This window comes from Paenibacillus sp. Pae15 (assembly GCF_024519685.1).
In the GTDB taxonomy this organism is placed as follows: Bacteria; Bacillota; Bacilli; order Paenibacillales; family NBRC-103111; genus Paenibacillus_G; species Paenibacillus_G naphthalenovorans.
Map to the genome: position 1 here is coordinate 118,382 of NZ_JALJRM010000010.1, position 14,231 is coordinate 132,612.

The window sequence follows — 14,231 nt, forward strand, 5'->3', positions numbered from 1 at the left end:
GCGTGGAAAAAAGAGAGGCCAAAGGCATGCTCTTATCCACGGATTTGTCCGTTTCCGACAATGCGGAATTTGCTTGAGGTCAAGGCCGGCAAGCCCATTGGACCACGGGCATGCAGCTTCTGCGTGCTGATGCCGATCTCTGCGCCGAAGCCGAATTCAAAGCCATCGGTGAATCGGGTGGAGGCATTATGATAGACGGCGGCCGCATCCACTTCCGTGAGGAAGCGTTCCGCGTTGGCGGCATTCTCGGTGACGATACACTCCGAGTGCATCGTGCCGTGGCGGCGGATATGCTCCAGCGCTTCGTCAAGGCTGTCGACAACCCTCACATTGAGGATGTAATCATTATATTCGGTATCCCAGTCTTTATCGGAAGCGGCCGCGATGGACGGCACAAGCTTCCGTGCGGCCTCGTTGCCGCGCAGTTCCACCCGATGCTGTGTAAACTGTTCTCCAATGATTCCAAGATGACGCTCGGCGAATTTGCGGTGCACCAGCAGCGTCTCCATCGCGTTGCAAACCGAAGGACGCTGAACCTTGGCATTAATGGCGATCTGAAGAGCCATATCCGGCTGCGCGCTTTCGTCAATGAAGGTGTGACAGATGCCGGCTCCGGTTTCGATGACCGGTACAGTGGCGTTTTTCACTACATTTTGAATCAGCGAGGCCCCGCCCCGTGGAATCAGCACATCGAGCAGACCGTTGAGCTTCAGCATTTCGTCGACGGAAGAACGGCTTGGATCCATGATCAGCTGCAGCGCATCCGTAGGGACATCCGTTTGGGCCAGCGCGGCGTGAAGAACCTCCACTATACGTTTGTTAGAGTAAAGGGCGGATGAGCCGCCGCGCAGCACAACCGCGTTACCGGTTTTCAGGCACAAGCCCGCGGCGTCGACCGTAACGTTAGGACGGGCTTCATAGATCATCCCGATGACGCCGATCGGCACCCGCACCTTGCGGATCTTCAAGCCGTTCGGACGTTCGAACTCCTCCAGCGTATCGCCAATCGGGTCGGGCAGCGCCACGACCTGCCGCAAGCCTTCGGCCATGGCTTCGATGCGCTGGACGTTCAGCGCCAGCCTGTCGAGAAGGGACGTGGTGATACCGCTCTCCCTTCCGCGATGCAAATCTTCCGCATTGGCGGCAATGATCGAATCGGCTTCCTGCACCAGGGCATCCGCCATGCGCAGCAAGGCGTTGTTTTTTTGCTCCGTTGTCAACAGATTCAGCTTCGGCGCGGCTTGCTTTGCAAGCCTGGCCTTCTCGACCACTTCGCTGGGAGCTAAAGTTTGATCCATGTTCGTCACGATGACCATCTCCTTTAGGATACGATTGATGAATGAACGGCACCGTTCATTTGACCGCTGTAGAGAGCGTAATCCATTCGTCCCGGTGAATGACTTCGATCCGGGAAACGTCAATTCTTTTTTGGACTTCTTCGGTGCTGAGACCCCGGACGGCTTGAAGCTGCCATGCGGCATAGTTCACGACACCGCGGCCGATCGTCCGGAGCGTAGGTCCGGCCACTTCAATGACGTCGCCGGGATGAAAGTCGCCTATAACTTCCTTGACGCCTGCCGGGAGCAGGCTTTTGCCGCGCGTTACCAGGGCAATCTCCGCGCCTTCGTCCACGATAACCTTGCCGTGCGGCTGAGAGTGAAAACCGAGCCACTGCTTTTTCATCGGGAGATTGTGCGCGCTCGTATCAAAGTAAGTGCCCTTACCCGTTCCTTCAACGACAAGCAGCATATCGCCCGGGTCTGCGACGCGCCCGACGAATACGGGTACGCCGCCGCGCATCGCAATCCGGGCCGCCTCGACCTTGGAGCGCATGCCGCCGGTTCCGACCATGGAGCCGGAGTCGCCGGCGATGCTGTACACTTCCTCGTCAATCTCAGATACGCGGTCGATCCGTTTGGCCCCGGCGTTCTTGCGCGGGTCTGCCGTATACAGTCCGTCGGTATCGGTGATGATCACCAGCCTGCGGGCACGGACGAGATTGGCTACCAGCGCGGACAGGGTGTCGTTGTCGCCGAATTTGAGCTCGTCGACGGAGACGGTATCATTCTCGTTGATAATTGGCAGGATGCCGTGCCGCAACAATTCCTCTATCGTCATCTGAGCGTTATGGATTCGTTTACGGCTTACAAAATCGGAGCGGGTCAGCAGGATTTGTCCGACACGGATCTCATGCTGCCCGAAAGCCGCTTGGTAGGCCTGCATAAGCAGCGCCTGGCCGACGGAAGCGGAAGCCTGCTTCTCGTGCAGCAGCTTGGGACGTACGGTATAGCCCATTTCCCGAAAGCCTGCCGCCACTGCGCCTGAAGTAACAAGCAGCACAGCATACCCTTGTCTGCGGAGCTGAGCAAGCTCCGCGGCAAAAAAACGGATTTTGGCTTGGTTCAAACCGCCTTCATCGGAGGTGAGCGAGCTGCTGCCGATTTTGACTACAATCGTTTGCTGCATCTGGATCACTCTTTTCCTTACTTTGTCTTATCAATACAAAAAGGCCCCGTCCTGCTAAGGACGAAAGCCTCTACTTCCGCGGTACCACCTTACTTGATGAAAAATCATCCGTCTCCGTCCCCGGTAACGGCAGGGAGTGCCGTCCAACTCTTCGTTGGCAGTTCAGGGGCGGGTTCGGAAGGCTCCACGGTAAATTCTCGCAGCCATCGGAATTTACTCTCTGGACGTGCAGGGGGCTTCCTACTAGTCCCGTCATAACGTTTGCTTTTCATTTAAGAATAACATGCGTGGTAAGGTTTGTAAAGGCGGGAAGCGCGGCCGCCCGGCCGCCGGCCGGATTATCCGAACAAACCGAGCGCTTGGATGCGTGCTATCGCTTCCTTGAGTCTGGCCTCCGTGCTGAGCAGGCCAAGACGGACATAGCCTTCCCCGTGTTCTCCAAAGCCGACGCCCGGTGCGACGACGATCTTCGCTTTGTCCAGCAGCATGTCGGCCAGCGATTCGGAAGAATACCCTTTGGGAACGGGCAGCCACGTAAAGAAAGATCCTTGCGAACGGTTTGCTTTCCAGCCGATGCTGTCGAGCGCTCCGAACAGGGCGTCTCTGCGGCTCTGGTAGACCGAGACAAGCTCCTTTACGCAATCCTGAGGGCCGGTCAGCGCCACGGACGCCGCTTCCTGGATGCCGCCGAACAGACTGCAGTAATAATGGTCCTGGATCAAATTGATCATCCGGACGACCTCGGCATTGCCCAGACAGAAGCCGACGCGCCAGCCGGCCATGTTGTACGTTTTGGAGAGCGTGTAGAATTCGATGCCTACTTCTTTGGCCCCCGGAGTCTGCAGGAAGCTGATCGGCTGCTGTCCGTCGAAGCCGATGGCGCCGTATGCAAAGTCGCTGGCCACTACAATGCCGTTCCTGGCGGCGAAATCGACGGTTTCCTTATAAAAGGAAGCGGGAGCGGTTACGCCCGTCGGATTATTCGGGTAGTTGATAAACATCAGTTTCGCTTTGTTGATCTCATCGGAAGACAGCGCACTGTAGTCCGGAAGAAAAGCGTTCGCTTCGCGCAGCGGCATGAAGGCCATACGGGCTCCGGACAGCGCGACGCCGGACCAGTAATCGGGATATCCGGGATCGGGAACAAGACATACGTCTCCGGGGTTCAGCAGGCACTGCGCGATCTCGACAAGCCCGGTTTTGCCGCCGAACAAAATCGCCACTTCCTTTTCCGGGTCGAGCTCGACGCCGTAATCCTCCCTGTACCGCTTGGCTACGGCTTCTTTTAAAAACAAATAGCCGTTAAAGGGGGGATAGCGGTGGTACAGCGGATTTTCCGCAGCTTCCTGCAATGCTTTCACAATATGAGGAGGGGTTGGACGGTCAGGATTACCCTGTCCCAAATTAATAACGTCATGGCCCGCAGCGGTTTGTTCGTTCGCTTTGCGCACGAGCTTGGCGAAAAACTGTGTGGGCAGGTCAACAAGACGCTGCGCAGGTTGAATCGGAAAAGCGCTGACGGCGCTTTGGGCTGCATTATTCATTCGAAAGGTCACTCCAATGGGTTCAAAAATGGTTCGCAAACGCAAAATGATCCTGCGCTTCATATAGATGAAAGGCGGATAAAACTAATGTAACATGAAAAAACCTGCAGGTACAGAAGGTTTGCAAAACCATGAAGGAAAAGGACGAAAAATGAAATAAAAAATGATATAACCGGTCGGCTGACGGCATGTTTCTGCGATCTTCCCGTTCAGGATACACGAAACGTTGGCAGGAATGCGGCGAACAGCAGGAAACATGATCGGAGAAGAGAAGGGAATCGTCTTTTTTAGTAAATATCATTCACTAATTAAAGTAAGGTCAAAACAGCGGACTGACTTTGCTGCGGAGCCTGTGCCGGATATATATGTGCTGAATTCATGGCGGACGGAATCATGGTTCGCGGAAAAACATACTATGGTATCGATTAAAAAGTATTGATTTTTTTTCCTTTTGATAATAAAATCAGTTTAGTGAACGGAATTTACCAAAAAGAGGAGGTGAAATCAAATGGAGACTGCAAAAAGCTCCTACGGCAACGTAGCTCATGCTTTAGACATCCTGCTGGCTTTTAAAGATAAAAGCGAGCTTTCTTTGGTTGAAATGTCGGAGCTTTTAAAAATCCGAAAAAGCTACTTGTTAAAAATATTGGATGGCTTAAAGGAGAAGCAATTTATTACCCAGGATTCCAGTACAGGAAATTACCAGCTGGGCTTGGCCTGCCTTGAATTGGGATATGCCTTCGAAAAGCGGTTGGATATTCGCAAGGTGACCCATCCTTCATTGGTAGAATTGGCTAAAGTTACGAATGAACTCGTTCACTTAGGTGTACTGGATGCCAATGTTGTCGTGCTGCTGGATCGGGTCGTTTCGAATGATTCATCCTTACGGTTGCAGTTTCACTTGTCATTAACGTCGCCGCCGTATTCCACGGCACTCGGAAAAGTCTTGCTGGCTTTCAGCGATGAAGCAAAGGTGGAGCATTATTTATCGACGACCAAACTGGAGCCGTATACTTCGCACACCACGGTGGACCCCAATATTTTCCGGCTGGAGCTGGCGCAAATCCGGAAGCTGGGCTACTATCTTTCGTATGAAACTTTCGAAAACGGGATTTCGTGCCTATCCGCCCCGGTGTTTTCCAGAAATGGCTCGATAGCGGCGGCGATCAGCATCTGTGCGCCAACCATTCGAATCATGTCCAAAGAAAAAGAATTGGTAAAGCATTTGCTTGAAACGACTTCCAAGGTATCAGCCAAATTGGGATACGCTCCAATGGAAGTGACAAGCTGACGACGGCGCTTTGGACAAAAAAAGAGGGATCTTTTCATAATAAATGGCAAGCGACCAAACTCCCATTTGAAAAGATGCACCTCCATCATTAAGTTTATCACACCAACGGAAAAAATTGAATGGCAGCATGTTTTTTTAACGTGTGTTCAGCGGTGCAGCATGCCTGTTTTTCGAGTTATTGAAAGCGTTATATTATAAAGGCGGATAGAACTTTGATAGAAAAAATCACTTGCTAAAGCGGGGGATACAATGGCTCAAGTTCAAATTGCAGCTCCACCGGAGATAAATAAGAAAAAAGCAAACAGAGCATTGTTGGCAAGTATGGTTGGAAGCTCCATCGAGTGGTTTGATTTTTTTCTTTACGGTTCCATGGCTGCATTGGTATTTAATAAACTGTATTTTCCCAGCGATGATCCCATAGTAGGCTTACTGCTGGCCTATATGTCGTTCGGGCTCTCGTTTTTCATTCGTCCCTTAGGAGGTATTGTATTTAGTCATATCGGCGATAAAATCGGTAGAAAAAAGACGCTGATGTTAACTTTAATGCTGATGGGCGGAGCAACCGTACTGATCGGTTTATTGCCGGATTATAATGCTATCGGGATTTGGGCTCCTATCCTGCTCGTCTTTTTGAGATTGTGCCAGGGCCTTGGGATCGGCGGGGGGTGGGGCGGTTCCGTACTGTTGGCCGTAGAATATTCATCCAAAAAGAACCGCGGGTTCTTCGGGAGTATCCCGCAGCTGGGCGTACCCGTCGGAATGCTTCTGGGAACTGTTGCCATCTCGCTGTTAAGCAATCTGCCGGAGGAACAATTTCTCTCATGGGGCTGGAGGCTGCCTTTTATCCTTAGCGCTGTATTGATTATTGTAGGTCTTTGGATTCGTAAAGGCATCGAAGAGACGCCGGTTTTCCAGGAAGCAAAAGAGAGCGGCGATATCGCCAAGATGCCGCTGGTGGATACGTTCCGGTATCACTGGAAATCCGTGTTCATTACTGCCGGCGCCAAATTTGTTGAAACATCGCCCTATTATATTTTTGCCACTTTTGTAATCGCTTACGCTACGGGGTATCTGGGGTATCAAACGTCTACTGTTCTTAATGCCGTAGCCATTGCCAATCTGGTAACCATATTCATGATCCCTTTGATGGGGAAACTTTCGGATAAAGTCGGCAGAAAGCCGCTTTACATTGGCGGAACCATCGCGATGCTGCTGTTTGCCTTCCCGTATTTTTATTTGCTATCGCTGCAGTCTGCCATATGGTTGACCGTAGCGACGATTATCGCGATCGGCATTATATGGGCCCCGCTGGAGGCTGTGATGGGAACGATGTTCTCCGAGATTTTCAGCACGAATATACGTTATACGGGCATTTCTGTCGGGAATCAGTTGGGTGCCGCAGTGTTCGGAGGTACAACGCCGATGGTTGCGCTTGCACTGCTTAATGCTTTCAATGATTCCTGGGTACCGGTAGCTTTATACATTGTCGCCGCCTGTATCATTTCTCTTATTTCGCTTTTTGCCATACGCGAAGGGAAAAATTTGGACTTATAAGCACCACCGGATTCGATTTACCTAAATATATAAAAAAATAATCGGATTGAAATCAAAAAGGAGTGGATGATCTTGTCTTCCGTTTTTTTACCGGTCAGAATTGAATTTGGAATAGGCAGCAGTACGCGTATAGGTAGTGAATTCGATTCACTAAAGTGCAAACGAGTCATGATTGTTACGGATAAAGGAGTCATTCAGTCCGGTTTGCTGGAGAACATGACTCAAAGCTTGGCCGACAGCCATATACAGTTTGCGATATATGACAGGGTACTGCCCGATCCCAATATAGCGTGTGTGGAGCAGGCAAAGGAATTTTATTTTTCTGAACAATGCGACGGCATTTTGGCTGTGGGTGGCGGAAGCTCCATTGATACCGCCAAAGCGGCCGGAGTCCTGGTTACCAATTCGGAACCCATCATGAGCTATACGGGAATAGACCAGATTAAAAATCAGCTTCCGCCGTTGATTACTGTACCGACAACATGCGGGACGGGGTCGGAAGTAACGAATGTAACGGTAGTCACAGATGAGAATCATTTCAAGAAGCCCATTATATCATCCTACATCATCCCGAAAGTGGCTATATTAGATCCGAATTTGCTGCTTAGTCTTCCTCCTCATCTGGTTGCTTCTACCGGTATGGATGCATTGACTCATGCCATCGAAGCTTTAACGAATAACATTCAAAATTGGTATGGGGATTCCTGCGCTTTGGAGGCGATCCGTCTGATCGGCAAATCCTTGAGGCCTGCGGCGGCCAACGGAAACATTACCGATCTTGGCCGGATGCTGTATGCCAGCACATTGGCAGGCATCGCCTTTACCGTATCGCGTTTAGGCCTGGTTCACGCCATGTCGCACCCTGTCAGCGGTTTTGCGGGGATTCCGCATGGTGTAGCCAATGCCGTTTTATTGCCCTATGTGATGTCTTTTAATTTGGTCGGCAATCCGCATGCGTATGCGCTGGCGGCCAACGCCTTGGGGATCTCGCCGCAGGAAAATGAAATGGCGGCCGCCGTGGAGGGAGTAAAGGAGGTTATCAAATTAAACCATCAGCTTGGCATTCCCAAATCGTTTAAAGCACTTGGAGTGAATGAAGAACTGATCCCCGGCATGATCGAGGACACCTTCAAAAGCGGAAATGTCGCTATCAATCCAAGAAGGGTAAGCATAAGCGATGTAGAGCAAATCTACAAAAAATCGTTTTCCGGGGACAGCCCGCTGGGATTTATCGAGTGAGAGATAATTTAGAGGAGGAGAAACTATGCGTTATTTAAACTACATTAACGGGCAATGGAAAGAACCGGCTTCAGGAGATTACAAATTGAACTTGAGTCCGCATAATCAGGAGGTTTTGGGAGAATTCCCGTCAAGTTCGGCGGAAGATGTGCAGGAGGCGGCGGCCGCGGCAAAGAAGGCATTTTCTTCATGGAAGAAGCTTTCATTTCAACAACGGGCATCCTATTTGATCAAAGCAGCAGCCATTTTGAACGAAAAAGTCGAGGAAGTAGGCCGTGACCTCTCGCTGGAAGAAGGAAAAACATTGGCAGAGGGCATTGGCGAGACGCGGCGTGCGATCAGTATTCTGGAATATTATGCGGCGGAAGCCCGGCAGCCGATCGGTGAAGTGATCCCTTCCGTCAATGCGGAAACCTTCTTGTATACGACACGTGTTCCGGTAGGCCCTGTCGGATTGATAACCCCTTGGAATTTTCCGATTGCGATTCCGATGTGGAAGATGGCGCCGGCCCTCATTTACGGGAATACCGTGGTGATTAAACCGGCGGACATTACTCCGAAATGCGTTTACCATATCATCAGTGCACTTGATGAAGCGGGACTGCCCGCAGGCGTCGTCAATTGCGTATTTGGCAGAGGATCCGTCATTGGTACGGCTTTGGTTGAGAATCCGCATATCAAAGCGATTTCGTTTACAGGCTCCAACCAGGTCGGCCATCAGATTCAGAATCAAGCCGTAGCTTCGGGCAAGAAGGTCCAATTGGAGATGGGGGGCAAAAATCCGCTTGTGGTGCTGGCCGATGCCGACTTGGAGAAAGCGGTGGACATCGCGATTAGCGGGGCATTTAGATCCACCGGACAAAAATGTACGGCAACAAGCCGCGTTATTGTGGAGGAAGGCATATATGAAGTCTTCCGCGACCGGCTGGTCGAACGTACGAAGCAGTTGAAAGTGGGCAATCCGTTGGATGCGGACACCTTCATCGGCCCTGCCGTATCCCAATCGCAGCTTGACGGCGTATTGGAGCTGATCGAAGCGGGGAAGGCGGAAGCGACATTGCTCTGCGGAGGCGAACGGCCAACGGACCCGTCGCTTGCAAACGGATTTTATGTGCTGCCGACCGTATTCGAAAATGTATCGAGAGATGCGCGAATTGCGCGCGAAGAAATATTCGGTCCAGTGATCGCGCTGTTTAAGGCGAAAAATTACGATGAAGCGATCGAGCTCGCCAACGATACGGAATTTGGCTTGAGTGCGGCGATCTGCACCAACAACCTGACGCTGGCGGAGCGATTTGTCGAAGACATCGAAGCGGGGATTGTGCATGTCAATTCGGAAACGGCGGGCGCGGAGCCGCAGGTTCCGTTCGGCGGCTGCAAGAATTCAAGCACAGGTTCGCGGGAACAGGGCAAGACGGCGATTGAATTCTATACGCAGGTGAAGACCGTTTATAAGGACCGGTTGTAATACGTCCCCGAAATCATTTCATTGTTTATTAAAACTTAATGAATAAGGAAGGATGAACCGCATGATTACCGCCAATGCAAAATCAAAAAAGTCGTTAAAGCATGGGATTATTGATTGCGATTTTCACCAAACCTTAAAAAGTTATGACGACTTAAAGCCTTATCTTCCCAGGGTATGGTGGCCCCGGTTGAGCGCTCCCGAGGCTTCGCTGCCCATAACAATTTTTAAACCCATTCCATTGTCCCGCAGGGATGCGTCGCCGGGCAACGGATTGCCTGCCGGTTCAGACCCGGAATATGCCATATCCGATGCGCTTGACCGCTACAATATCAGCAAAGCGATTCTTACGGGCAGCCTGCTTACGATCTCCGCTCACAATAACCCGGATTACGCGGCGGCTGTGGCCTCGGCATTCAATGACTATACGCTCGACACATGGATTCCGACGGACGATCGTTGGCTGGCCTCGATCCTTGTAGCTACCCAGGATCCGCTCCTGGCGGCAAAGGAAATCGACCGTCTCGGTTCGCATCCGAAAGTCGTTCAAGTGATTATGGCCGTCTCGTCAAGAGAACCTTACGGGCAGCGCCGTTATTATCCAATATATGAAGCGGCTGTGCGCAACAATCTGGTCGTTGCGTTCCACGGCGGCGGCGAAGGAGACGGGATCAATCCTCCCATTTCGGCAGCGGGTTATCCGACAACGAATTTTGAACGCCATAATATTTTGGCGATCCATCATATGTCGCAGATCAACAGTATTGTTTGCGAGGGTGTATTTGAAACCTTCCCAACCCTGAAAATCGCCTTCATTGAGGGAGGCTTGGCATGGGTGCCGCATCTGATGTGGAGAATGGACAAAAATTTCAGGGCCATGCGCAGCGAAGTTCCGTGGCTGAAAAAGAAACCAAGCGAATATATCATTGAACATTGCCGCTTTACAACACAGCCTATCGAGGAGCCGAGCAATCAGGAGCTCATCCAAATGCTCAGCATGATGCGGGCGGAGAAAACCGTCATGTTTGCAACCGATTACCCACATTGGGACAATGACACTCCAACCTTCGTCCTCCAAAAACTGCCGGAGGAGCTGCGCCGCCGTATAGCCTTTGAGAACGCTGCCGAACTGTATGGGCTGACGGACAGCTATTCCGTAGAGGAAGAAGGTGGCCTGACAGGATGAAGCACGTTGCAGCGGAAGTCGGAGAGATCGCAGTCGGAACATGCAAGATCATCAGCATTGAAGGGCGAAGCATCGGGATTTATTACGATGGCGAGCGTTATCATGCCATTCGCAATGTGTGCCCGCATGAACAGGCGGAGCTGTGCAAAGGCCATTTTTCGGGAACCACGTTGACTTCCAAACCGCATGAATACATTTACGGTATGGAAGGAGAAATTCTGGTTTGTCCTTGGCATGGATGGGAATTCAATGTAAAGACAGGAGCGTCGCTCGTCGATCCGGACAGGTACAGGGTAAAGGTATACGATGTTTCCGTTGAAGAGGACAGAATTGTGGTGCACGTTTAAATTGCCGGACAAATAACTTGGGCCGGACCAATAAATTTGGGCCGGCCAGATTAACCTAAGGAGTGAGATCATTATGGCAGTAAATGAAGTGAAACCTGCAGAGCCTAAAATCAAAATGAAGCGCAGCATTATTGATGTCGACATTCATAATTATACCCCACTTGATGTGATCAAGCAGTATTTGCCCCGGGCTTACCGTGATCAAATCGATTTGTGGGGGTGGCGGCTCCCGGGCTCTTTATATCTGAACGGGGGAATTAAAGTGGGCCAGATGGCCGACTCTGTTCCTCCTGGCGGAGGCTTTCCCGGAAGCGACCTGAATTTCATGAGAGAACAGCTGTTGGATCCGTATCAAATCGAGTATGGGATATTAACCGGCAGCGATTACTCGTGCCAGGCTTCCCCCGATCTCGATTACGCCGCTGCGATCAGCACCGCGATTAATGAATACACATTGGAGCATTGGCTTGCAAAGGACAGCAGGCTGAAAGGGTCCGTATTTATTCCTAAGCAGGATCCGCTGCAGTCCGCAAAAGAAATTCGCCGTGTCGGTTCTCATCCGGATATGGTTCAAGTCATTGTGTCCAGCGGGGCTGAAAAACCGTACGGGCACAGGTACTACCATCCGATTTACGAAGCCTGCGTCGAGCATAATCTTCCTTTTACGATTCATGTCCTGATGGAAGGGGTCGGCATTAACGGGCCGAATACCGGCGCCGGTTACGTCAGCTATTACCCCGAGTATCGGGCCAGCAGACCGATGGTGATGGCGGCGCACCTGGCGAGCTTTATCTATGAAGGCGTTTTCGAAAAATTCCCGACCTTAAAGGTCGTTCTTCAGGAGGCAGGCGTGTTTTGGCTTGCGCCATATTTATGGAAGCTGGACGAGGATTGGAAAGCGCTGCGCTTCCAAACGCCATGGGTGAAGAAAAAACCGAGCGAATATTTCCGCAGCAATGTGCGAGTGTCCTCGCAGCCGCTTGAGCCGACGCCGAATCCGGAGACGTTTACCCAAATGATGAACGCCGTTTATGCCGACGAGGTCTTAATGTTCTGCACGGATTACCCGCACTGGGATTTTGACTCGCCTGTGAGAGCGTTTCCCAAGTTGGAAGATTCATTATGGGAGAAAATTTTTTATCAGAATGCAGCTGATCTATATGGTCTGCCGGCAAGAGGAGCTCGAAAGGAAGGTGCAAAGTGATGTCTGTTTTTCTGGTTGGCAAGGCATCGGAAATTCCTGAAGGAAAGAAAAAGATCGTTGAAGCGAATGGCCGAAGCATCGGTGTTTATAACATCGCGGGGCAATTTTATGCCATCCGCAACACTTGCCCGCATCAGGGAGCGGCTCTTTGCGCCGGCCTTACGGCAGCATATATTACCTCTACGGGTCCTGGCCACTTTGAATACGAACGTGACGGCGAGATTGTAAGATGCCCATGGCACCAATGGGAATTCGACATTAAAACGGGCTGCATGATCGTGGATCCTAAGATGAGAACGAAGAGCTATGAAGTAACCGTCGAGCGCTACGATGTATCCATTGAAGACAATGAGGTATACATCCATCTGTAACAGCGATGACCATAAAGCCGGCTTGACTTTGACTAAATGCGCGAAGTGAATTTAAATCATAGACTGCCCGTGATCGATCGGGATCACGGGTAGTCTAAATGGGGGAAATATTCATGCAGCAAAAGCAAGAATCAAAAAAAACATCGACCAAGGCACTTGTGGCGAGTTTGATCGGAAGCTCGATCGAGTGGTACGATTATTTTCTCTATGGAACGCTTGCAGCACTTGTATTCAATAAAATATTTTTCCCTACGATCGATCCTGTCGTGGGTTTGATGCTCGCTTACACCTCGTTTGCCCTTCCGTTCTTTATTCGCCCGCTGGGCGGCGTCATCTTCAGCCATATAGGGGATAAAATCGGACGAAAAAAAACGCTTGTTCTCACATTAGGATTGATGGGAGGCGCCACGGTTTTAATCGGTTTGCTTCCTTCGTATGAAACGATTGGCGTATGGGCTCCGATTTTGCTTATTACCTTAAGGCTTATACAGGGGCTTGGCATCGGAGGAGAATGGGGCGGCGCCTTGCTGCTCGCGGTCGAGTATGCGCCTAAAGGAAAAAGGGGTTTCTTTGGAAGCGTGCCGCAAATGGGGGTTACCATCGGCCTGCTTCTCGGTACAATATCGATTACGCTGATGACTGCCCTGCCTGAAAACCAATTTTTGGCATGGGGCTGGCGTGTGCCGTTTATTTTAAGCGCCGTGCTCGTTCTGCTCGGGTTATGGATCCGGAAGGGGATCGATGAAACACCCGCGTTTAAGGAAGCCAAAGAAAGCGGAAACATAGCCAAGGTTCCGATTGTCGACACGTTCCGTTACCATTGGAAATCCGTGCTCATTGCCGTGGGTCTCAAAGCCGGAGAAACGGCTCCGTTTTATATTTTCTCGACGTTCATTATTTCCTACGCCACGGGGCATCTGGGATTCACAGCTACACCGGTGCTGAATGCAGTGACCATCGGAACGTTAATTACAACCATCGCGATTCCTTTTATGGGGGCTTTTTCCGATAAAGTGGGACGAAAACCCTTGTTCATCTGGGGAATCGTTGCCATTGTTTTGTATGCGTTCCCATATTTCTATATTCTTTCGCTGGGCTCGACGCTGTGGTTAACGATTGCGACCATCATCGGATTAGGCATCTTGTGGGCTCCGGTTACGGCTGTGCTGGGGACGCTTTTTTCCGAAATTTTCAGTACGAACGTTCGGTACACGGGCGTAACCGTCGGCTATCAATTAGGGGCTGCATTGGCTGGAGGCACCGCTCCTCTGATTGCTACGGCGCTGATGAACGGTTTTAACAATTCCTGGGTGCCCGTTGCGGTCTACATGATGGTGATCGGATTACTGTCTCTTTTTGCGATATTCAACACGCGAGAAACGAAAGATCTTGCTTTTGAGAGCAACGAAATTGAAAGTACAGAACAAGAGTTTATTCTGATCGCGCAGGGTGAAGTGCAGAAGAGTTAGCGGACTTGCTGCAGGCGACAGGTTAACCTGTCGATACTCATCATCACCGCGCCGAACTGCAAGGATCATACGGGGCTGCATAGGAAAAAGGTTCA

Annotated in this window: 12 protein-coding genes; 9 read left to right on the forward strand and 3 right to left on the reverse strand. The window is 51.0% G+C overall.

Annotated features, from left to right (window positions below; all coding sequences use genetic code 11):
* Positions 1-32 precede the first annotated feature (32 nt).
* The 3 genes from NR121_RS10940 to NR121_RS10950 form a co-directional block, all read right to left on the reverse strand.
* Entirely contained in the window at positions 33-1,298 is a 1,266-nt protein-coding gene (locus tag NR121_RS10940; RefSeq protein ID WP_201023619.1) for a glutamate-5-semialdehyde dehydrogenase, read from the reverse strand.
* 55 nt (positions 1,299-1,353) lie between these two features.
* Positions 1,354-2,466 carry a glutamate 5-kinase gene (proB, locus tag NR121_RS10945; protein WP_062407712.1) on the reverse strand — a complete coding sequence of 371 codons (1,113 nt, stop codon included), beginning with the start codon at positions 2,464-2,466 and terminating at the stop codon, positions 1,354-1,356.
* A 338-nt stretch (positions 2,467-2,804) separates the two neighbouring features.
* Entirely contained in the window at positions 2,805-4,010 is a 1,206-nt protein-coding gene (locus tag NR121_RS10950) for a pyridoxal phosphate-dependent aminotransferase (RefSeq protein WP_054818086.1), read from the reverse strand.
* A gap of 508 nt (positions 4,011-4,518) precedes the next feature.
* On the opposite strand from NR121_RS10950, the gene NR121_RS10955 reads away from it, so the two are divergent.
* From NR121_RS10955 to NR121_RS10995, 9 genes are all read left to right on the forward strand, one after another.
* A complete protein-coding gene (locus NR121_RS10955; protein ID WP_054818089.1) occupies positions 4,519-5,301 on the forward strand; it encodes an IclR family transcriptional regulator in 783 nt (260 codons plus the stop codon).
* A gap of 249 nt (positions 5,302-5,550) precedes the next feature.
* Positions 5,551-6,855, forward strand: coding sequence for an MFS transporter (locus NR121_RS10960; RefSeq protein ID WP_256831192.1), 1,305 nt, complete (start codon positions 5,551-5,553; stop codon positions 6,853-6,855).
* Between the two features lie 72 nt (positions 6,856-6,927).
* Complete coding sequence (locus NR121_RS10965; RefSeq protein ID WP_160327345.1) at positions 6,928-8,094, forward strand: iron-containing alcohol dehydrogenase; 1,167 nt, start codon at positions 6,928-6,930, stop codon at positions 8,092-8,094.
* A gap of 25 nt (positions 8,095-8,119) precedes the next feature.
* Positions 8,120-9,562: an aldehyde dehydrogenase family protein gene (locus NR121_RS10970; protein WP_256831193.1), complete on the forward strand. Its 1,443-nt coding sequence runs from the start codon at positions 8,120-8,122 to the stop codon at positions 9,560-9,562.
* A gap of 61 nt (positions 9,563-9,623) precedes the next feature.
* On the forward strand, positions 9,624-10,745 hold the full coding sequence (locus NR121_RS10975; protein WP_062407719.1) for an amidohydrolase family protein: 1,122 nt from the start codon (positions 9,624-9,626) through the stop codon (positions 10,743-10,745).
* Positions 10,742-11,092 (forward strand): Rieske (2Fe-2S) protein, encoded by a 351-nt coding sequence (locus tag NR121_RS10980; protein ID WP_054818094.1) that lies wholly within the window; start codon positions 10,742-10,744, stop codon positions 11,090-11,092. Before NR121_RS10975 ends, NR121_RS10980 begins: the two co-directional genes overlap by 4 nt.
* 73 nt (positions 11,093-11,165) lie before the next feature.
* Positions 11,166-12,296, forward strand: a complete 1,131-nt coding sequence (locus NR121_RS10985) for an amidohydrolase family protein (RefSeq protein ID WP_062407721.1) — start codon at positions 11,166-11,168, stop codon at positions 12,294-12,296.
* Positions 12,296-12,667 carry a Rieske (2Fe-2S) protein gene (locus NR121_RS10990; protein ID WP_054818095.1) on the forward strand — a complete coding sequence of 124 codons (372 nt, stop codon included), beginning with the start codon at positions 12,296-12,298 and terminating at the stop codon, positions 12,665-12,667. The genes NR121_RS10985 and NR121_RS10990 overlap by 1 nt, the downstream gene beginning before the upstream one ends.
* Before the next feature lie 113 nt (positions 12,668-12,780).
* Positions 12,781-14,136 (forward strand): MFS transporter, encoded by a 1,356-nt coding sequence (locus NR121_RS10995; protein ID WP_062407723.1) that lies wholly within the window; start codon positions 12,781-12,783, stop codon positions 14,134-14,136.
* The last annotated feature ends 95 nt before the right edge of the window (positions 14,137-14,231 follow it).